The sequence below is a fragment of the Heliorestis convoluta genome, from assembly GCF_009649955.1.
Taxonomy (GTDB): Bacteria; Bacillota; Desulfitobacteriia; order Heliobacteriales; family Heliobacteriaceae; genus Heliorestis; species Heliorestis convoluta.
Window position 1 is genome coordinate 1 of sequence record NZ_CP045875.1, and the last position, 21,307, is coordinate 21,307.

The following is a 21,307-nucleotide window of genomic DNA, read 5'->3' on the forward strand; positions in this document are numbered from 1 at the left end:
CGATGTCGGCTCATCGCATCCTGGGGCGTGAAGTAGGTCCCAAGGGTTGGGCGTGTTCGCCCATTAAAGCGGTACGTGAGCTGGGTTCAGAACGTCGTGAGACAGTTCGGTCCCTATCCATCGCAGGCGAAGGAAGTTTGACGGGAGCTGCCCCTAGTACGAGAGGACCGGGGTGGACCGACCGCTGGTGTACCAGTTGTGTTGCCAAATGCAGCGCTGGGTAGCCAAGTCGGGACCGGATAAGCGCTGAAAGCATCTAAGCGCGAAGCCGACCCAAAGATGAGACTTCCCACTACGTAAGTAGGTAAGACCCCAGGAAGATGACCTGGTTGATCGGCTCGAGATGGAAGCGCTGTGAGGCGTGTAGTTGACGAGTACGAATCGGTCGAGGACTTAACCTACTCTTTACATCGCGAATATTTCTCTGTGTAGTTTTCAAGGTACAACAAAAGTATAACAAAAAAAGCCTGTTACACTCTTTCAAGTGTAACAGGCTTTTTTACTTTTTTTTGCAGTCCGATCAAAAGAATTGTGATTTTTTCTTTGCTCTTAGGGGTCAATTGTGTCTAGCCTTGCAAGTAAAAAATCTACGGCACATTGACCTTTTACCCGGGAAGCCACCGCTCAAAGACAGGGATAAGTTGCTCCAGTTTAATTGGCTTACTGATATAATCATCCATTCCCGCACGAAGGCACCTATCTTTATCTCCTTGCATTGCCAATGCGGTCATAGCAACAATTGGTGTCCGTTGATTCTTTTTGGATTCCCATTTTCGGATCGCTTCGGTAGCCTGAAAACCATCCATTTCTGGCATATGGCAATCCATGAGAATAAGGTCATATTCCTTTTTCTGTAGCGAATGAATAGCTTCTAAACCGTTATTGGCAATATCCACAGTCAAACCCATTTTGCTTAAAAGGTTCAGAGCTACTTTTTGATTTACTTGATTATCTTCAACAAGTAAGACTGGCTTTTCCAGCTCCCAAACTGGATAGGTTTTTGCAGGACCGTTGTCAAACGAATCAACTTGATTTTGATGTACAGGTTCGGCTACGGTTTGATAAGGAATCGAGAACCAGAAGAGGGAGCCCTCACCGATCTTACTAGTAACACCAATTTCTCCGCCCATGAGTTCAACCAATTGTTTTGAAATGCTCAAACCAAGCCCGGTACCACCATAGAGACGCGTTGTTGAAGAATCTGCCTGAATAAAAGGGTTGAAAATATTATGAATAACTTCTTCCTTAATTCCTATACCCGTGTCTTTTACTTCGAACTTTACTTTCATGATGTCATTATCTTTTGACTCTATAGTAATTTGAATTAATACTTCACCCTGAATGGTAAATTTGATCGCATTCGATACCAAATTGATTAAAATTTGACGCAACCTGTTTCGATCTCCGATAACCCAATCATCTACTTCGCTTGGCATTGCTAAGGATAGATTTAGACCATTTTTCCCTACCTTTTTCTTAAAAAGATTAATCACACTTATAGCAATTTGACGTAAATTGAAAACAGTGTCCTCAAGACGCATTTTAGCAGCTTCGAGCTTCGAAAAATCTAGTATATCATTGAGAACATGGAGAAGCACTTCAGCTGAGTCTGAAATGGCTTCTGTAAATTCTCGTTGCTCCTCAGTGAGAGAAGTTTCTGACAGTAAATGATTCATGCCTAGAATTCCATTCAAGGGGGTGCGAATCTCATGGCTCATTATAGCAAGAAAATCACTCTTTGCTCGAGTGGCTTCTTCTGCTTTTTTATAAGCCTGATCGAGTTGAATCATCTTTTCCTTTATTGTCTTGAATTGCTTAACATTTTGCGCAAGAAGGGTCGTTATTTTGAGATGACCCTCAATCATATCTCTCATTTTTTCCATCAATTCGATGATACTATTGGAATATAAATTCTCTTTATCATCTAACAAACATATGGTACCAAATACGCTACCGTTTGGCTTTCGGATGGGGAAACCAAGGTACGCTATTAGACCGTATTTAAGGTCTGGATTATTGTTCCACTCATCAGATTTCAAGGCATTGGGCACCAGCAACTTACTCTGTGTTTTTATTACTCTTTCACAGTATAATCCAGAATCATAAAGGGCTTCTTTATCTTTGATTTTATAAGGGTTACCTTGGCTATTGCTGGCAACAAAGACCTCAATTTCGCCTGAACAGATACGCATGATTAGCCCTACACGTGTGCCAGATAATCTTGTTACAAGATCAATAATACTTTGCCACTCTGATATAATATCGCATGATACGTTTTCACAAGATATTTTTATGTTATTGTTAATATCTTCAAACATTCAAACATCTCCTGACAAATAAAAACAGCCCTGACTTTTAAAACTGGACTGTGATTTTATGAAGGCTTTTATCGATTTCATAGACATCAGTATGTTTGGTTACTGTGAGTATTTCTTTCAGAACTTCTTTAACGTTAGTTAGGACTTTATTTCAACCTTTTGATGAGTATACTTATAAAGATTAATTAATAGACCAATATCTACACTATCGATGAAGAGACTTGATTGATCTCGATATTTAGCATATTGACGTCATTGTTAATGAAAGGGAAAAATGTAATCTCGTACATAACGAGCATCTTTAATTGTTAAATTAGAAGAAAAAATTAGAAGAAAGAATGAGCCGCGCCTTGTCGGCCTCCTATCCTATATGCCATGTTGATCATCATCTTATTTTAGGAAATTGTATTTAGGTAAACATTATATAATTATTCAACAAATTATTAGTAAGCCCTTCTATTTTATGCAAAAATGTTTAATTAGTAACAACCGCCCACTTATGCTTCTCCTGGACAAGGACGATGGCAAGATTGTGAAAAGCCAAATTTAGAAATAATTACATTTGACACAATACTAAGATATTGGTAATATATAAATCTCGTCCATGGACATGGGTATACCAACACTTACAGCACTTAGAATGGACGATTTGGTATGCTTTGTTTTAACGGCGAAGTTGCCAAAAAGAACCAGTAGACAAAACGATGACAAACATGATACTATGTATTTCCGCCCAACGAGAGGGCAAAACAAACCGGTCCTTGAAAATCAAACAGTTGTAAACAAGTCAAGCGTGCGAAATTGTCGAAGCTTTCGGGCTTACGACAAACCAATCAATTCTGAGAACTTTTGCAGATTCGGTGATGGTTTTTCGGAACCTTCATTATAAATGCAAAAGTTATCAAAAAGAAGTCAATTAAGAGCTTTATCAGGCTCACCCATATATAAGGAATGCAAAGGAAGTTCACTGCTGACGCCATTTATGGCGCAGCGAACTCCAAAACATCCTTTTTTGGAGAGTTTGATCCTGGCTCAGGACGAACGCTGGCGGCATGCCTAACACATGCAAGTCGAACGGAGTTAAGGGATAGCTTGCTATTCCAAGACTTAGTGGCGAACGGGTGAGTAACAAAAACACAGGTCTCTGCCAAACCGAAAGGTGAAGTATAGAGCTGACGCCTGCCCGGTGCTGGAAGGTTAAGGGGAAAGGTGAGAGCTTTGAACCGAAGCCCCAGTAAACGGCGGCCGTAACTATAACGGTCCTAAGGTAGCGAAATTCCTTGTCGGGTAAGTTCCGACCCGCACGAAAGGCGTAACGATCTGGCACTGTCTCAACGGACTCGGCGAAATTGAAATACCCGTGAAGATGCGGGTTACCTGCGATAGGACAGAAAGACCCCGTGGAGCTTTACTGTAGCCTGACACTGGATTTTGGTGGATTTTGTACAGGATAGGTGGGAGACGTAGAAGCGAGGCCGCTAGGTTTCGTGGAGTCGCTGTTGGGATACCACTCTGAATGCACTGAAGTTCTAACTTGGCACCCTTACCGGGTGTAAGGACCCTGTCAGGTGGGCAGTTTGACTGGGGCGGTCGCCTCCTAAAAAGTAACGGAGGCGTCCAAAGGTTCCCTCAGACTGGTTGGAAATCAGTCGACGAGTGTAAAGGCAGAAGGGAGCTTGACTGCGAGACTAACAAGTCGAGCAGGGACGAAAGTCGGGCTTAGTGATCCGGCGGCATTGAGTGGAAAGCCGTCGCTCAACGGATAAAAGCTACCCCGGGGATAACAGGCTAATCTCCCCCAAGAGTCCACATCGACGGGGAGGTTTGGCACCTCGATGTCGGCTCATCGCATCGCACTCCTGGGGCTGAAGTAGGTCCCAAGGGTTGGGCTGTTCGCCCATTAAAGCGGTACGTGAGCTGGGTTCAGAACGTCGTGAGACAGTTCGGTCCCTATCCATCGCAGGCGAAGGAAGTTTGACGGGAGCTGCCCCTAGTACGAGAGGACCGGGGTGGACCGACCGCTGGTGTACCAGTTGTGTTGCCAAATGCAGCGCTGGGTAGCCAAGTCGGGACCGGATAAGCGCTGAAAGCATCTAAGCGCGAAGCCGACCCAAAGATGAGACTTCCCACTACGTAAGTAGGTAAGACCCCAGGAAGATGACCTGGTTGATCGGCTCGAGATGGAAGCGTCGTGAGGCGTGTAGTTGACGAGTACGAATCGGTCGAGGACTTAACCTACTCTTATTACATCGCGAATATTTCTCTGTGTAGCTTTCAAGGTACAACGCTAAAAGCCTACTACATCTCAAGAATGTAGCAGGCTTTTTTTCGTATTACCTCCTCTTGGTTCCTGATCCTTCATAAGATCAACACATCTATTCGATATAATTCAATTACAACAAGTGAAGCAAGTTACGTACCATCACTGTAATCGGGGTAAAAAGGAGGGCTTTCAAATGAAAAAACTGATTGCTGTTGGATTGATTGGTATGGCTCTTGGTGCTGGTTTCTTTCAGATATCAACAGCCAGCGCAGAAACAGAGCAAGCACCTAGAGGTGCCGGTGCCATGCATGGCATGATGAGTGAAAAAGCAGGGTGGATGTCCGATATGATGGGACCGATGCATAACAAGATGATGACGATGCACCAAAAGATGATGGGAGATAGAATGGACACACCAGAAGGGCAAGCTATGATTGAAGCTTGCAACGCCTTCTGGGCTCGTCAAAATACACAGCAAGATCTGTAGCATATAGGTACAAAGATTGACTATATTTTTATAAGAACGTGATAAAAACCCTCTTGTGCAATGATTGCACCAAGAGGGTTTTTCCTATTGAAAAGCCCGGTAGCTTAGACCTACAGCAAGGTGTGATATCACAATTCCTTCAAAAGGTATGAAACGCCGATGGTTAGCAAGCTTCAAAGGTAACTTTCATAGTTGTGCCTTCTGATGTAGACTTTTCCACTTCTACGGTTCCTCCATGGCCTTGGGCCACAGCTTTTACAATGGCCAGACCGATACCAGAACCGCCTGTGAGTCGACGACGAGATTTGTCACCGCGATAAAAGCGTTCGAATATATAAGGGATATCAGTCGTGGCAATGCCGGGGCCTGTATCGGATATGCGTAAGACAATAACTTTTTTGAGGTTTGTGGTGCCATTTGGTGCTACTTCTTTCACTTTTTCCTGTTGCAATGATAGGCAAAGGGAACCACCTGGGTCTGTGTATTTAACGGCATTATCCAAAAGATTGCTTATCAATTGCATCAATCGGTAGCGATCCCCTAGGAGTATATAATCACTCTTTTGTGCTTTTTCAATTTGCAGTTGCAACTCAATCTTTTTTTCTAAAGCTCTAGATTGGTAGAACTCTAGGGTTTCCGACGCAAGCAGAGCCAGATTGATAGGCTCTTTCTGATAGGAGAGTTTTACTTCTGAAGAAGCGAGAACCTCCAGATCGTGGGTCAGCTTCTTCAATCGCTCGCACTCATGAAGGCAGATTCGTAGCTTTTTATCATCAGGTTCCCATAATCCATCTAGAAAAGCTTCAATATGACTTTGTAAAGTTGTGAGAGGTGTGCGTAGTTCATGAGCCACATCGGCCGTTAAGGTTTTGCGCAATTTTTCTTGTTCTTCTAAAGATTGGGCCAAATGATTGATGGAGTGGGCCAGTTGCACAAGTTCATCAATCGCCTCAGCTTCTGCCAAGCTTCCTTCTGGTTTTTTCATCTTCTGATTACTATCTGACATATCGAGATTTTCTGCAGTCAGATTTACCCGTTGTGAAAGATCGCCTTGTTGTAGTTTTTGGGTCACTTCAGTCATTACGATTAAAGGTCTGGCAAAATGGCGACCCAATAAATAGCTTACCAAGAGCGAAAGAAGGATCGTGACCAGTCCGGCAATCAATAAGTTTTGATTCAAGTGCTTGACAAAAGCGATATCAGGGTCAGCCCAGAAAAATTTGGCCGCTCTATAATGGATGTAAAGATGGGCTGTTACTTGATCCTGATAATACAAAGGAAAAGACTGTTCTTGCCACTGCTCTTGCGGCGCACCATGCTCGTGCTTAGGAATGGGACTTTGCCATAATATGCGTTTTTGCCTGTCTGTAATAACAATATGGTAGCCGTCCATAACAGCCATGTGAGCCAACCAGGTTCGAGAGGGCGGTGACAAGGTGCCTTGTTCTCGAAATTCCCTGATGACGGATTCTTTGATTAAGCCGATGTCTTGATCTTGTCGATTGCTTACGTAGTCTTGAAAGCTTTTTTGGACTGTCAGATTGCTCAGCAAAAGCGTCAAAAAGATGGCCAAGGCGGCCACAGAAAGAAATGAAAAGACAAAACGTCGGGTCAGTTTCATGAAAATCGCTCACTGGAAAACTTATAGCCTGCTCCAAAAACGGTGAGGATCCAAGAGGGCTTTTTGGAGTCATCTTCAATTTTTTGGCGTAAGTTTTTTATGTGACCATCTATGGTTCTTTCGTAGACATCGGCTGTATCGCCAAGCACTCTGTCGAGAAGCTCTGAACGGCTGTAAGTTCGGCCTGGATAGCGCGCCAAAGTAAGCAAGAGCTTAAATTCTGCCGGTGTTAGATTGACGGCCTGCCCTTTTTTAGAAACTTCATGCTTGGAAATATCGATTACCAAAGCACCATCGTGAAAGTTCAACTTGTCAGCCAAGGGTACAGTTGCGCTCATAGATCGCCTTAAGAGTGCCTTAACTCGTGCAATTACTTCTTTGGGACTAAAAGGCTTGATGACATAATCATCAGCACCCAAGCTCAAGCCTTCGATTATATCTTCTTGTTGTGACTTTGCTGTAAGCATCAAAATAGGAACATCACTTTCTTTGCGAATCATTTGACAAAGTTCTTCTCCTGAATAATCAGGTAGCATCAAATCAAGTAGAACTAGATCCGGTTTGAGCCTTTGAAAAGTTGACCAGCCTGCTGAACCAGTCAGTGCTGTGACGACTTTAAAACCTTCTTTCACCAAATAGGCTTCTAGAACATCGACAATCGTTTTTTCATCTTCAATGACAAGAATGGTTTGCTTGTTTGTAGATTCTATCAGAAGAAGCACCTTCCTTTTTTATGTAATCCGCTATTTCTGTTAAAAACTTTATGCTTGCCAGACACAGTGAGAGATGGAAACTCTGAACACAAAAAAGAACACAAGAATAAACACAAGAGACCCCTTATGTTTCATATTTTTTTCTATAAAAAGCCCTCTATACCTCCCAAAGAAGTGTATAGAGGGCGAGGGGATGTTAAGAAAAGAGATAGATAGATAAAAAGTTATACACGATGAGCCATGGGCAAGTTAAAGATATAAACGTTAATCAACAAGAAGATGAGGAGAAAAACTAGATGGGGGATCAGTGCTTTCAATCTGCTAGATTTGCCTGGATAGTGATATCCAGCAATGCGGTAGGCACTGTAGGCTGATCCGATGAAGCCTAAAACCAGCATGCCCATTTGCATCCAGTAGATGGTAGGGCCACTGCTGACAATGGCCAAAGAACCTTCGGGCATGGTTCCTGTAAAGAGAGCAATGAGAGAGTACCAGACCGCTTTAATTTCTGTAAGCAGATGGAAGAGGTTATGCCCCATATGAGCAGCTAGATCAAGAGGAATGATGGCATAGCCGAAAATGGTCATATTATAAACAATGCTTTCTGAGCCCTGTCTAGAGATAAGACTGGTTAGCCAAAGCGCTGCAAAAGGCAGTGCCATAAAGGTAGCAAAAATGGCGGTGAAAGCAATGTTAAAGCTATCGGTATGAAGCAAAGACTGGGTAAAAGCGAGCATAGATGGCCAGATATCAAGCATGGTTACGTTTTGTACAAGTACAATACCCATAATGATAATCGCTAAGGCAGCTTCAGCAAAGCGAGGCTTGCGGATATACCAGAGTTCTTTCGTTGGAACGCGCGGTGTCAGACGGAGAGAGTCATTGGGGCAATTCTTAATACAGTGACCGCACAAATTACATTTTGTATTATCTTCCATGGTCCGCGGAAACTCAAAAACAGGACAACCGGGCGCTTTATCGCCACCTTTATAGCAAGCTTGCGTTGTACAAACTTTACATTTTTCTGGTGTTGCCCGTAGCTCCAAAATACCGGAGCGGGCGTAGTTGCCTGAGAGACCGCCAATAAAGCAAATATAGCGACAAAAAGTTCGACGCTGCCAGAAAGCGGCGGCAAAAACGACCATGGCCACGATGATTAAGAGTAAATAACCAGAGCCACGCGGTGACTCTACGATGCCCCAGATATGGTCAGCCCAGGTAATTAAAATAAAGAAAGCATCAATAATCCAGATACCGTACTTGCGTAAAAAAACGGGTACAGGTTTACCAGCGCCAAAATACTTCTGCACAATATCGTTTAGCCAGGCAAAAGGGCAAATGGCGCACCAGAAACGACCAAGCAAGAAGAAGAAAAGGGGAATAATCGGCCACCAGAGAACCCAGGTTGCAGCGATACCAAAGTTATTGTGAGGCAACGTTGAGCCGAAAAGTGCCGCATAGATGATAATTGCAAAGACGACAAAGCCAGCCCATTGAAAGATTTTAGGGTATAAGGAGCTGTCAAAAATAGCTCGGATCCACTTGTTTTGCAACAAATTAATAGGCTTCGCATTTGGAGAAGTAGTTTTATCTTCAACATGAATTGAATTTGCTTTTAGATCCTCTTGTTGACAAGCGGCGTTGGGTTCTTTTTGATTCGTTGATGGATCAAGGCTGTTCTTTTCCACCTACTATGCCCCTCCTTTCTTCTGTTCTTGTCTTCGCATGAGCGTTGAGACTATCAATGTACCGATAATAAAAACACTAAAGCTGGTCAAAAAAATCTTACTCGGTGGCGATGCTTCCACCTCAACGGGTATAATTACTACATCTTCCCCGTAGAGGCCTGGAACCGTTGCAATAAAAGCAGCCTGACCTTCTTTCCCAGGCCGCACCGTTACTTCGTAATATCCATCGCCTTTTTCCTCTGCTTGCCACAGTGACTGGGGTTTTGGCTTGGCACCATGTCCGGCACTTTCTAATGAATGAAATTTCACAGTAACCTCGCTGTTCGTGACAGGATCACCTGTTGCCGATGTTACACGAAAAGAAAAGGTTGTTGTGGCATTGACGATAAGCATAGGCATTTCTAGATCTTCTATAGAATAGAGATTTTTGCTTTCCGGAAGTGGCTCATGCTCATGATCACCGTGACCACCACCGCCGTGACCACCATCGCCATGACCATCATCACCATGGTCGTCTGAAAGCGCTTCTTCAGTAGAGAGATCTGCGGAAGCAAGAGATGTAGTTGAGCTGGTATCCTCAGAGCTCTCTGATTCATGAGACCTGTGATTCTCTCGAAGTTGGTTTAGGAAAGAACGGAAAAAACCACTTCGATGATCATCGTGAGACGGTGTCACAGCCCAGACAGGCGCAACTGTTGCAAAAAGTAGAAAAAAAGAAAGAACGACTGGATACAATAATTTTTGCATAGAACAAACCTCCCCAAGGCCAAGCATGGCCAAGCTTTCTTAAACGTCTTAGCTTGAAGTATTGAAACTTTGAAAATATGAAGCAAGTGAACCTAAAATCTTAAATAGTAACCACATAAGATCTTCAATAGATATAAAAGTAAACTATAAATGTGTTGAACTTATGAGGAAATAAAAAAAAGCCCTCGACCTATTCGATCAAGGGCTTTTGCTAACGCCTCTATAGTTTTTCCCAATAAAAAAAGCTCACCGATTAAGGTGAGCTTTTTGTTCTTTTTATTACCAGCGGTTGTTGCGAGGCTGGGGCTGGAAGCAGTCACGGCAGTAAACAGGCTTATCGCCACGAGGTTGGAAAGGAACAGTCGTTTCCACACCACAGCTGGAGCAAGTTACTGGGTACATTTGACGTTCTTCGCGGTAGCCGCCTCTGTTATTGTTGTTTTGTGCTTTACGAGCAGCACGGCATTGTGGGCAACGGCCAGGCTCGTTGGTAAATCCTTTTTCTGCGTAGAACTCCTGCTCGGAAGCAGTAAATTCGAATTCGGCTCCACAATCTTTACATGTTAACACTTTGTCTTGAAACATAAAAAAACCTCCTCATAATTTGCCCTTTATAGGGATATCCGTAAACCTCCCTAGCCATTGGCAAATGAGAAGAATAGCGTTTAACCATATCAGGACTTAAACATAGTATACAGGAACGTGAGCATTAACGCAAGAACTTTTTCTTAATTTTTTGGAATCAGAACCAAAAAATTTAAAAGACAAGGTCCCTCGACTTTACATTCGAGGGACCTTGTAGCTATTTATAGAAGATAGGCACTGATTAATGCACAATGACTTCCAAAGCTTTGTAACCGCGTATATAGTAAATGGTTACATTTTGATGATGCCTAATATCTTCAAAAGCACGACGAACACCCTTTTCCAAGACATAAGTATCTGGTTCTACGAGATAACCGATAATATTATTGCCTTGGAGATAGACTTCTTGTAGTGTACGATGAATGCCGTCTACTTGACCGCTAACCATGCGGGCCACAATTGCACGATGAACCCGTGCTTCATCATCAAGAACGAGACGGACGCGATCGCCTACCTCTACATTGCTGAGTCTATTAGAAGTGACACCTGCTTTATCAACTTGAAAATCACTGTCGATATTGTAGGTGCGGCTTGTACCGTCATAATGGCGCACAGTGAGGCGACTTCGGTTTGATTCAACAGAGAGTACTTCACCCACCACAGGAGGTTGAACGAAAATCTCTCCCGGTGTATCACCCCAGTAGTTGACCATGACCCACTGGAATCGTTCTACCTGAGAAACTCTTGGATTAGAGATACCATCGATTTTCAATGTAAGCTTATTAGAAACCGTATAGGTTCGGCTATAGTCATCCATATCTCTTACAAAGATACGGTTTCTTGTACTATCGATATCAGTAACTTCGCCAAATAAAGATGAAAAGACGTAAATGCGATCGATTTCTTCCTTGTCGTTTAATCTGTATCGAATCAAATCGTCTACTTCGACATCATCAAGTTTTGCTCGAGAGCGATGCATCAGTTCAACTTGAACATCTTTACTAACAATGTAGCTAGAAACAGAACCTTTTTCATCTTTTACGGACAAAATATTACGATCGCTATCAATTCGTGTCACAGTACCTTCTGCTAGACTCATCGTGATGTAACTAACTTCACCATTGTCTAGTTCAAACTCAATAGCCATATTCATTGCCAGATCGGAAAGTCGAGGATTCACAGTATCAAAATCGAGAACTACATTATTTTTGATATCATACGATCGCAAGTTACCTTCTCGATCCGTAACAATTAGCATATCACGATCAATTGTACTTCCATTATCTTTGTTAGCGAAGACAATGGAGACAACTTTTCCCCAGATTCCTTTTGTTTCAGAAGTTTTATGCACGACAACTTTTTCTACAGTACTATTTTGCATCGTAACAGTCACCGTATCATTTCCATGGATATCATCGAAGGAGGCAATCGTGCCGTCATTAAATTGAATTGGAACGTTTCGTGGCATCTCAAAAGCATGAAGTTGTCCATCTGTTGATCGAACAGTAACAATCCGATTGTCTCTAGAGACGAGAGTTACGGTTCCTTGAATAAGCCCTTGATTTTGCACTTGCAACAAAGTTATAGAGTTTGCTCTTTGCTGGCTATCAACATCAACGGACACCAGATCGCCTTTTCTTAGATCGTCCAGTGTGGCAAAGCGACGACCGGCGTAGTGAAGATCGGTCTTCTCATCAATCGTAAAAGTGAGAAAACGACCGGTTGCATCCGATAGAATAAGCAGTTGCTTTGTTAAATCTAGTTCAACGATGGTGCCTTCAGAGCCTTGAAAACTCTGCGCTTCTACTAAGATAGATGCAATTCTATTGTCAGGATTCAAGCCAATCTGTACTTTACTGCCGATGGCGAGTTGACTGACTGCTAAATCTTGTCCCTGTAAATTGATAATAGAGACGTTTGAGGCGAGGGGGTAGGTTTGCATGCCTTTGCCATCTTCAAAACGAATCGAGAGCAAACCGTTCTCTGTGTTATGATGCACGATTTCTCCTCGATGGGGTATTGTCGAGGTGTTGCCTTCTTGCGTCACTTCAATATAGACCACTTTATTATCAGACTGTATGTAGCGAATCTGATCTTGTGCTTTTAAGTCTGTCGCACTAACCTGACGATCGCCTACAAAGATACGGGCTCGGTTATCAAGAGCCAGCGCAGTGAGTCCTCCTTGCTCATTCAGTACAGAAAGGCTATTATTTTGCGCTTGAATCACTGTCGCGACTGAGATACCTGGTGGTAGTGAAGCCATTTTCTTCTCAGCTCGATCAAGGAAAATCGCCATCTCAGCACGAGAAACAATGCGGTTCGGCTGGAAAGAACCATCTGTATAGCCTCGAATCAGACCCAGATCAGTGGCCAAAGCAATATAGCCGCGATCGGCTGCTCTCACTTGATTGGCATCGGTAAAAGAAAGGCTGCGATTGGACATCAACTGGGCTTCATAATCTTGCCCGAGCATGCGGACAAGCAGTTTGGCCACCCAGGCTCTAGAGGCGCCTTGTTCCCAGTTAAAGCGCTCTTGGGCCGCTAAGAAATTGTAGTCAGCAGCCGTAACGAGAAACCCTTTGCCCCAGTCAGGGACATTGCCGCCAAAAGAAGCTTCCATCGTCGGTGTCAAACGATGACTTGCTCCTGCGGCTGTTGATTCCAAGTCAAAAAAGCGCATCACCATAACGAGTGCTTCGAGATGTTTTACGGGATCACGAGAACCAAAAGTGCCATCGCCTCGCCCTTTGATTACACCCAAAGATGAAAGTTTCGAGATGTGCCTATATTCCATGGAGTTGGTAGTAACATCTTGGAATTGAATCGGTGCAGCCAGAGCGCTTAAGGGTGTTGCGATGAGAGAAAGTGCCAGAACAGTACTTATAATCCTTTTACGCACAAAGGAGCCTCCTTACTCTTAGATTTGGATTCATTACTAGCATTTTCTATTCAACGAAAGTTCGAGAAAATCCTTGTATGATCTCTGAGGAACAGGGAAAAAAGAACAAGGTACGATAAAAGCATTCAGAAAGTCATAAGTAAAAGAGAGAATCAACTGCAAAAAGGATTTTGAGTAAGATTGCCTACAGAAAACAAAACATCTATCTGGACGAAAAGCTTTATTTATATCTGTCTCGTCAATTTTCTTATCTTCGGCGCCTTACAGGTTATACTACCAACTTTACCGGTATATGTAAAAGAATTGGGTGGCGATGCAAGTCAAGTAGGGCTGATTATTGGCCTTTTTACCGTTACAGCCATGCTTTCACGCCCTTTTTCCGGCTTTATCATAGATAAGTGGGGTCGCAGAAGCCTTTTGGTGATAGGCTTAGTTCTCTATGCCTTCTTATCCTATAGTTACATCCTAGCCTACTCGGTCCTTATGCTTCTGTTGATCCGATTGCTCCATGGTGTTGTTTGGGGTGCTACAACGACAGCAACTGGGACCGTCGCGACAGACTTACTACCATCAGTTCGTTTGGGAGAAGGCATGGGTTACTTTGGGCTGACATCGGCTTTGTCTATGGCGACCTTCCCTGCACTAGGACTTTTTATCATAGAGCAATACGACTTTTTCACTTTATTTATACTTGCTATGGCTTTGGGAATCGTTGGTGCTTTTATTGCTTTACTTATTGAATACAAGGAGCCAACAAGCAATGAACTTTTATTGAAGCAGAAAGCACCAACCCAAGAGAAAGAGATTGGGCAAAAGAAAAAAGTTGAAAGAAAAGAAATTAAGAAAAAGCTTCAAAATTTATTTGAACCGCAAGCCTACAAGCCTTCTATTGTTATGTTTTTTATCACTACAACTTTTGGAGCGATTATTTCCTTTATTGCACTCTATGCAGACGAACTGGCAATTGGACAAGTGGGACTTTTTTTCAGCTTCTATGCATTGACTCTGATTGCAGGGCGACCTTTTGCAGGTCGTCAAATCGATCAGGGTCGAATCCATGGGATTGTCGGAGCAGGACTGGTTGCACTACTTGTCAGCTTGATTTTGCTAGCCCAAGCAAATAGCATTACGACTTTCATGCTGTCAGGCTCCATCTATGGTGTTGGCATGGCTTTTACCATGCCAGCTTTACAAACACTGTCTGTTCAAGGTGTGCCTTATCACAGAAGGGGCGCTGCTAACGGCACTTTTTTTACCTTTTTTGATCTTGGTTTAGGTTTAGGCGCCATTGGCTGGGGTTTTGTTGCCCTTTTTATTGGATATCGCTGGATGTATGCTCTTTCATCCCTTCCAGTAATCTTGGCGGGGTTGGTCTACTTTATAAAAAAAGAAAAAGAAGTAAGCCCTGTTGATAGATAGTTCAACGGGGCTTACTTCGTGTAAGAACAACAATTGCACTAAAGGGTTTTTTCACGATAGAGATAACGCAATTGTCGTGGTGTTAGACCAAGAAGTCGCGCTGCGAGTTGGTGATCGCCTTTCGTTTTCTCCAACGTCTTATCAATTAAATGTTTCGAGAAACGATCGAAAGAGGTGTGGAGGTTTTCTAGCAAAGCTTGCAAAGCTATGGGCTCACCAGCAGGATAGGTAGCAAGGGATTGGTTCAGAGATGCATTTACCGACGCAGCAACACTTTCCATCCAGTAAGGCTGGCTAAGCGCTCCTGCTGTAGAAACAAAGGAGTCACGCTCCATCCTTTTGCCACTTTCTTTGTTGGTCAAAGCGCTACCTATTGTTTCTGGTAAATGCTCTAGATTCACGATGGAGTTGCGACAAGCTCCGCTAAGCCAAGAGAGAAGTTGCTTTAATTGAGCTATGTTACCGGGCCAAGAATATGTTTGCAAAACAGCCATCGCTTCGGCTGAAAAGAACAGACGATTGCTCTCCTCTTCTTGTGTAAAGTTTTTTATTAACAGAGGAATATCCTCTAGCCGTTTTCGCAAGGGAGGCATTGTTAGACGTACCATGTCAAGACGATAAAAAAGATCTTGTCGAAAGAGGCCTTCTTGTACCTGTCCTTCTAAGTTTACCTTTGTAGACGCTAAAATTCGAGTATTACTTTGCCAAGAAGACATGCCATTGGCAAAAGAAAACTCTTTCTTTTCCAAGATACGCAATAGCAGAGCTTGGGTCTCAGGAGAAGCTTCAGCGACTTCTTGAAGCAATATGGTTCCTTGATCAGCCAAGTCAAAAATAGTCGGATTGAGAGAATGGAATTCAAAGCGATGGGATACTACATTCTCCTTTATATGATGACAGGGACTTTTATTGTCAGGAAGGCTTTTGGCTAACAAAGAGCCGGTAAAGGTACTACAATTGATCGTGATAAAAGGCTTGTTTTTACGATGGCTATTCTGATGAATATAATGAGCAAGCACTTCCTTACCGCTACCTGCTTCCCCGTAAATGAGTATAGTAAGATCCTTCGATGCCAGTTGATTGGCCAAACGCAATAGCTCCAACATAGCTTGGTTTTTTGTTGTAAGAGAAGGAAAGTGCGACTGCAACAACCTATACCTCCCTTGTAAATCTTTGTACTGGTTATAAGTTCTCACTTGCACAGAAGATTGTCAAGAGGAAGGGGATAGGAAAGCCAAAAAAATGTGCCAATAGCTTTGTAGGATTTTTTTGTTTTTTTAGTTGGAGAATTCCTAATTCGACAAGATTCGCAAGCAGAAAGAGTTACAATGTCTCTTAGAAATCGACAGCAACAGCAACAGAGCTGTCTAGATGGTGGAGGATGAGCAGTACCATGAAGGGGAAAAACCTTGTCTTTATACTTTTATTATCAGGGATTTTCTTTATGCCGCTTCTAATTATTGATGGTGTTTATAGTTATATATTGTTGAAAAATTACGATGTAACCAATCGTGATAACATACTTTTCCTTTTATTTTCAACACAAGGAATCATTTATATAGCTATGATTCTCATGCTACTTGGTTTGTTCCACTACTATCCTGTCTTGCCTGACCATATAAAAAACTTGAAAAAAAGAAGAAGCGTCAAGTACGCTTCCCAACCATTATCTATAATGGCTAAAGAACAAAGTGAGTTCTTTACACGAACCTTACAATCCATTCCGTCAACAGTCCTAGTGCTGGATCGAGATGGACGAATCTTGCAAAGCAATCAAAGTAAGATTTTTGGTCATCCTTGTAAGCAAGGTGTCCATTACCTCGAATTTGTCAATGTTCTAGGAGTCTGTCCAGAAAAAAGTGTCGTATGGAAAAGTTTTCAGCAACAAAAAGCAGTCAGTGAGATTTCAAAGATATGGACAAATATTTCCCAAGAAGATATTCGCAATATTTATGTAATAACAGAGCCTATGTTTGATGAAGAAGGAGAGTTTGATGCTCTTGTAGCCATTTTTCTTGATATTACAGAACATACACCTTTGGCAGAGCAACTAAAGGCTTTGAACAACCCTGAATTTGTGGCCAACGTTGCTGCAACGATTGGTCATGAAGTTGGCAATCCCTTAACGACAGTGCGAGGATTTGCCCAACTATTACAACGGGACAAAAATATGACGACAGAACAAAAAATAGCTCTACAGTGGGTTATAAAAGAAACAGATCGCGCCATCTCTGTCATTGATGATCTAGTTCGACTGGCCCGAACACATAGTTATTACAATTATCAGTCTGTGAATATGAGAGGTCTTTTACAATCCATTTCCATTCTTTTTGAGAAGCAAATCAAACAATGTAATGGACAGCTCCACTTCGAGGTACCGATGCATCTTAACGTCTATGGTGATCTCAAACGCTTGCGTCAAGTCATCTTACAGCTTCTGCAAAACGCTGTACAAGCCCTTCCAGAAAAAGGTGGTCAGATCTGGATAGCGGTAAAGCAAGAAGATCAACAAAGAATACAAATTGATATTCGAGACAATGGAAAAGGCATATCTCCACAGCAACTAGAGCAAATTCGAAGACCTTTCTTCACAACAAAAGAGATGGCCACGGGGTTAGGACTTCCTTTGGCTTACCAGATCATAGAAGAACACCAAGGATATATTGAAATTTTTTCTGAAGAAGGACAAGGTACACTGGTGAGAATTAACTTGCCCGATGAAAAGGCAAGCGTCATGATGGCTACAAGCGCTTGAACAGTCACTCTACTACTGTCCTCCCCTTACTTGCTCGAACTTTCAGCCGATGACTGCGCTGTTGTTTTTTCGAAAAAGCCAAATCTGTCAGCCACTTTTCCATACCAGGCTGCTGCTTGTACTTGCAAGATAAAGGCAAGCGTAACAACCAGAGCGGCCTGGGGTCCAAAGGCTGTAATGGCCAACCCAAGAGCAATCGATAAATTGCGCATAACAGTGCCATAAACGAGTGCAATCCCATCAGCGCGATTTAGCGTAAATCGTGCGATAAGGGTGCTTAATGTAAAGTTCAATAGATAAAAAAGAGCCAGCGTGAGTAAAATTGTTACGATGACAGCAGGACTTTGCAAGAGATCTTGGGCTTTCATAGAAATGGAAGAAAAAACAACAACAAGCATAGCCCAAAAACTAAAAGCCGGCAAAGTTGGCTTTATTTTTTTCTGAAATTGTTCGGGTCCATGCTTTTTCAAAAGATATTGAAACGTAAAGTGTCCTGCAACAAGAGGAAGAAAGACAATCGTCACAATGGTAAGAATCGTCTTAGCCAGATCAATCGCTACATATTGTCCAATCATAAAAAGTAGATAAAAAGGAGCAATCAAGGATCCAATGACCAGGCTTAAAGTTGTCATTTTTACAGCAGCAGGCACATTGCCTTTGTGTAACATAGTCCAGGAAATCGTCATCCCGCTTGTCGGCAACAAACCAGCAATGGCCAATCCAGCAATCATCATAGGGTCATGAGATAAGAAGGTGACACCAAGGCCCCAGGCCAGAAAAGGAATCATAAAGAAATTGATTAACAAAGAAAGGCCAACCACTTTTCCGTGCTTTAGATTTACTGCTTCTTGGAGCTTCACGCCAATCATGGTAGGATAAATCATCAAAATCGTAAAAATCAGAATCCAAGTACTCAAAAAGGCTGTGTCTACATAAAGCCCTATAAAAAAGCCTAGAAAAAGCGCCAAAGGAATACTTAGGGCAGGACTTTTAGAAGGCCAATAAAAAATTTTTTGAGTCATACCAAAACCTCCCTGCTGTAATGAATTAAAGATCTGGGGCTTCAACCTTATTATAGGAAAGGAAGTTGCTTTTTACATTACTATAGACAAAAAAAGGTACAACTATTATTAAGAAAAAATTATAAAAAAAGAAAGCCGCAGTGAGGCTTTCAGTTACAAAGGTGAGTTGTAGCAAGATTCATAGCATTAAATTTGAAAATCATCTTCTTCCTTATCCTTTTCTAATTCTGTTTGCAAAGCAAAATCACCCCAGGACTCCATTTCACCACCGCCACTTACAACAGTGTTTTCATCATGGTCCAACTGGGTAGGTTCTTTACGCCCTCTATCTTCCGCGGAACGATCAAAGCGCTGAGGGTGATTTCCCGTAGGAAAGACAAGATCATGCACAGCCATACGTCCTTTCGTTTTCATTTGCAGCGAAATCACTAATAGTATGAACCAAAGGCAAAGCAAAATATCGTCGAAATAAAGACTCTATAAAATTACGCAAAAACCTATTGTCAGCATAGCCCATAGAATGATAAAATATCAACCAATCGAATATTTGTGACGTCAAAAACGATGAAAAGGTAAAGTACCCTTGTCGAAGCAGCCCAGAGAGCCGGGCGCAGGTGAAAGCCCGGTCTGAAGCGGTAAGGAGAAGTTCGCCTTGGAGTTGCCAGCTGAAGGTTGTTTTGTTACTATAATCGTTGGCAAAGCAATTGGTAGGTGCGGTCGGAACTTCTACCGTTATTAAGAAGGGAGTATCGGTAATGCAAAAAAAGCTTGCCCGTACTCTACGAGGTGGACTTGTGGCGTTTTGAACAAAGACGACAGGAGTCAACAAGGGTGGTACCGCGGGTAAAAAGGATCCCGTCCCTTGCCGTAGTGGCAAAGGACGGGTTTTTTGTTGTTTATAATGAGGATCTAAAGCAGAAAGAACTCAAAACCATCCTGCATAAACAGTAGAGGAGAGGAAGCAAATGCTGGGATTGCATGACCCCTGGATTGCAGCGGCTTATCTGCTAAGCCTAATTTCAACCATACTTTGCATCGTCTTTGCAGCCTGGGGCTGGCAACGGGAAGATTAACCCATATTTCATCAAGGAGGCCACATAAAGATGGATTCAACCCTGCTCTATGCAATGGCGATTTTGTACTTAGGAGCTACCGTTTATTTAGGTTATCTCGGTTATCGTCATACTCGCTCGGCTAAAGATTATATGATTGCAGGGGGGAACATACACCCCTTTCTTATGGCCATGGCTTATGGCTCCACTTTTATTTCTACCTCTGCCATCGTTGGCTTTGGTGGCGCTGCTGGTGTATACGGTTTGAGTCTACTCTGGTTAACGGTCTGTACCATTTTAGTCGGTGTTTTTATCGCCTTTATGTTTTACGGTGTCAAGACTCGTAAAATGGCTCACAGTCTCGGTGTACACTCTTTTCCAGAATTTCTAGGTGCTCGTTTTCAGTCGCCTTTTATACGACGTTTTTCTGCCGTAGTGATTTCTATATCCATGCCTCTTTATGCAGCCGCTGTTATGATTGGCGGTGCTCGCTATATGGAGCAAGCTCTAGCAATGAATTATCAGACGGCTTTGCTGATTTTTGCTGTTATTGTGATGGCCTATGTATTTTTTGGTGGTTTGCGTGGCGTTATTTACAACGATGCTTTGCAAAGTTCGATTATGTTTTTTGGTATGGTAACTTTGCTCATTCTCACCTACAAGCAACTTGGGGGCATTACTGTGGCCCACGAAAAGCTGCACAGCATGGTCGATCTGGTGCCGGCAGCCTTAGCAGAAAAAGGGCATATGGGCTGGGCATCTATGCCCCAATTTGGTTCTGAGATCTGGTGGTTTGTCATGTCTACCCTTGTCCTTGGCGTAGGTATTGGAGTACTTGCTCAGCCACAGCTGGCAGTTCGCTATATGACTGTGTCAAGTTCAAAAGAAATCTATCGAGCCATGGGAGTCGGTGGCGTTTTTATTCTTTTTATGACAGGAACGGCTTTCACCGTAGGGGCTCTATCAAACGTCTACTTCTACGAAACGACTTCCCAAATTGCACTCTCAGCTACAGCCGCTGGTGGAGCGGCCCCCAACGTGGATCGTATTATTCCTCTTTTTATCACAGAAGCCATGCCACCTTGGGTCATGATCGTTTTCTTACTTTCTTTGCTAGCCGCAGCCATGTCCACCTTAAGTGGTCAATTCCACTTAATTGCCACATCGTTAGCCTATGATCTCATTGCGTCACGTCGTGGTCGTGGTGAAAAGACTTTGCAATGGGCAAGAATGGGAACTATCATGGCTTTTGTCGTAACCTTGCTGTTGGCGCTTCAACTCCCCACAAGCATCATCGCCATTGCAACGGCGCTTTTCTTCGGCCTCTGTGCTTCCGCCTTTTTACCCATGTACACGGCAGCCCTTTATTGGTCCGGTGTCACTCGGATTGGAGCTGCTTCTAGTATGGTGGCGGCCACTATAACCTACCTGTTCTTAGTCTTATTCATTCATGAAAAAGAAGCCGCTATCTTCGGGCTTTCCGAACTGCTTTTTGGTGTGACCACGTTGGCTTCTGAACCATGGACCTATATTGATCCCCTTGTAATTAGCTTGCCTGTTAGTACTTTCATTTTAATTCTTGTTAGTTTGCTAACGAAAGAGACAGACTCAACGATACAGACGGGGCCTGCCGTAATCCGAGCGTTTCAACAAGAAAGTATGATCCATAAAAAAGAGTAGAGATCCTTGGAAGGATCTCTACTCTTTCAGAAAAATGTTAAACTCTTTATAAAGCTCT

At 42.9% G+C, this 21,307-nt stretch carries 15 protein-coding genes and 4 other annotated features; of the genes, 5 read left to right on the plus strand and 10 right to left on the minus strand.

Going from position 1 to position 21,307, the window contains the following annotated elements:
* Positions 1-401: a sequence feature (23S ribosomal RNA rRNA prediction is too short), on the plus strand.
* A gap of 204 nt (positions 402-605) precedes the next feature.
* A complete protein-coding gene (locus FTV88_RS00005) occupies positions 606-2,318 on the minus strand; it encodes a GAF domain-containing hybrid sensor histidine kinase/response regulator (protein WP_153723799.1) in 1,713 nt (570 codons plus the stop codon).
* Between the two features lie 1,108 nt (positions 2,319-3,426).
* Positions 3,427-3,644: a sequence feature (23S ribosomal RNA rRNA prediction is too short), on the plus strand.
* Positions 3,645-3,670: 26 nt separating this feature from the next.
* Positions 3,671-4,544 (plus strand) — a sequence feature (23S ribosomal RNA rRNA prediction is too short).
* Positions 4,545-4,774: 230 nt separating this feature from the next.
* Here FTV88_RS00005 and FTV88_RS00010 point away from each other — a divergent pair.
* Positions 4,775-5,068: a hypothetical protein gene (locus tag FTV88_RS00010; protein WP_153723800.1), complete on the plus strand. Its 294-nt coding sequence runs from the start codon at positions 4,775-4,777 to the stop codon at positions 5,066-5,068.
* A gap of 163 nt (positions 5,069-5,231) precedes the next feature.
* Here the strand turns inward: FTV88_RS00010 and FTV88_RS00015 are convergent, their stop codons facing one another.
* The 6 genes from FTV88_RS00015 to FTV88_RS00040 all read right to left on the minus strand — a co-directional run bounded on the left by FTV88_RS00015 (position 5,232) and on the right by FTV88_RS00040 (position 13,321).
* On the minus strand, positions 5,232-6,689 hold the full coding sequence (locus FTV88_RS00015; protein ID WP_153723801.1) for a sensor histidine kinase: 1,458 nt from the start codon (positions 6,687-6,689) through the stop codon (positions 5,232-5,234).
* Positions 6,686-7,411, minus strand: coding sequence for a response regulator (locus tag FTV88_RS00020; RefSeq protein WP_243137206.1), 726 nt, complete (start codon positions 7,409-7,411; stop codon positions 6,686-6,688). The genes FTV88_RS00015 and FTV88_RS00020 overlap by 4 nt, the downstream gene beginning before the upstream one ends.
* Before the next feature lie 215 nt (positions 7,412-7,626).
* A complete protein-coding gene (locus FTV88_RS00025; protein ID WP_368277408.1) occupies positions 7,627-9,090 on the minus strand; it encodes a 4Fe-4S binding protein in 1,464 nt (487 codons plus the stop codon).
* 3 nt (positions 9,091-9,093) lie between these two features.
* The gene (locus FTV88_RS00030; RefSeq protein WP_153723802.1) at positions 9,094-9,837 is read right to left on the minus strand and encodes an Ig-like domain-containing protein; all 744 of its coding nucleotides are present in this window, start codon (positions 9,835-9,837) and stop codon (positions 9,094-9,096) included.
* Between the two features lie 279 nt (positions 9,838-10,116).
* A complete protein-coding gene (locus tag FTV88_RS00035) occupies positions 10,117-10,422 on the minus strand; it encodes a zinc-ribbon domain containing protein (protein WP_153723803.1) in 306 nt (101 codons plus the stop codon).
* Between the two features lie 241 nt (positions 10,423-10,663).
* The gene (locus FTV88_RS00040; RefSeq protein WP_153723804.1) at positions 10,664-13,321 is read right to left on the minus strand and encodes an S-layer homology domain-containing protein; all 2,658 of its coding nucleotides are present in this window, start codon (positions 13,319-13,321) and stop codon (positions 10,664-10,666) included.
* A gap of 180 nt (positions 13,322-13,501) precedes the next feature.
* Between FTV88_RS00040 and FTV88_RS00045 the strand changes: the two genes are divergently transcribed.
* Complete coding sequence (locus FTV88_RS00045) at positions 13,502-14,740, plus strand: MFS transporter (protein WP_153723805.1); 1,239 nt, start codon at positions 13,502-13,504, stop codon at positions 14,738-14,740.
* 38 nt (positions 14,741-14,778) lie between these two features.
* Here the strand turns inward: FTV88_RS00045 and FTV88_RS00050 are convergent, their stop codons facing one another.
* On the minus strand, positions 14,779-15,888 hold the full coding sequence (locus FTV88_RS00050; RefSeq protein WP_153723806.1) for a sigma 54-interacting transcriptional regulator: 1,110 nt from the start codon (positions 15,886-15,888) through the stop codon (positions 14,779-14,781).
* Positions 15,889-16,133: 245 nt separating this feature from the next.
* On the opposite strand from FTV88_RS00050, the gene FTV88_RS00055 reads away from it, so the two are divergent.
* Positions 16,134-17,495, plus strand: a complete 1,362-nt coding sequence (locus FTV88_RS00055; RefSeq protein WP_162007812.1) for a two-component system sensor histidine kinase NtrB — start codon at positions 16,134-16,136, stop codon at positions 17,493-17,495.
* Between the two features lie 26 nt (positions 17,496-17,521).
* Here FTV88_RS00055 and FTV88_RS00060 read toward each other — a convergent pair whose 3' ends face one another.
* Both FTV88_RS00060 and FTV88_RS00065 read right to left on the minus strand, forming a co-directional pair.
* Entirely contained in the window at positions 17,522-18,517 is a 996-nt protein-coding gene (locus FTV88_RS00060) for an arsenic resistance protein (protein ID WP_153723808.1), read from the minus strand.
* Positions 18,518-18,703: 186 nt separating this feature from the next.
* Positions 18,704-18,931 (minus strand): hypothetical protein, encoded by a 228-nt coding sequence (locus FTV88_RS00065; RefSeq protein WP_162007813.1) that lies wholly within the window; start codon positions 18,929-18,931, stop codon positions 18,704-18,706.
* A 141-nt stretch (positions 18,932-19,072) separates the two neighbouring features.
* Positions 19,073-19,383: a binding site (T-box leader), on the plus strand.
* 99 nt (positions 19,384-19,482) lie between these two features.
* Between FTV88_RS00065 and FTV88_RS16095 the strand changes: the two genes are divergently transcribed.
* Both FTV88_RS16095 and FTV88_RS00070 read left to right on the plus strand, forming a co-directional pair.
* On the plus strand, positions 19,483-19,590 hold the full coding sequence (locus FTV88_RS16095; protein ID WP_368277410.1) for a symporter small accessory protein: 108 nt from the start codon (positions 19,483-19,485) through the stop codon (positions 19,588-19,590).
* 30 nt (positions 19,591-19,620) lie between these two features.
* The gene (locus tag FTV88_RS00070) at positions 19,621-21,249 is read left to right on the plus strand and encodes a sodium:solute symporter family protein (RefSeq protein ID WP_153723810.1); all 1,629 of its coding nucleotides are present in this window, start codon (positions 19,621-19,623) and stop codon (positions 21,247-21,249) included.
* The last annotated feature ends 58 nt before the right edge of the window (positions 21,250-21,307 follow it).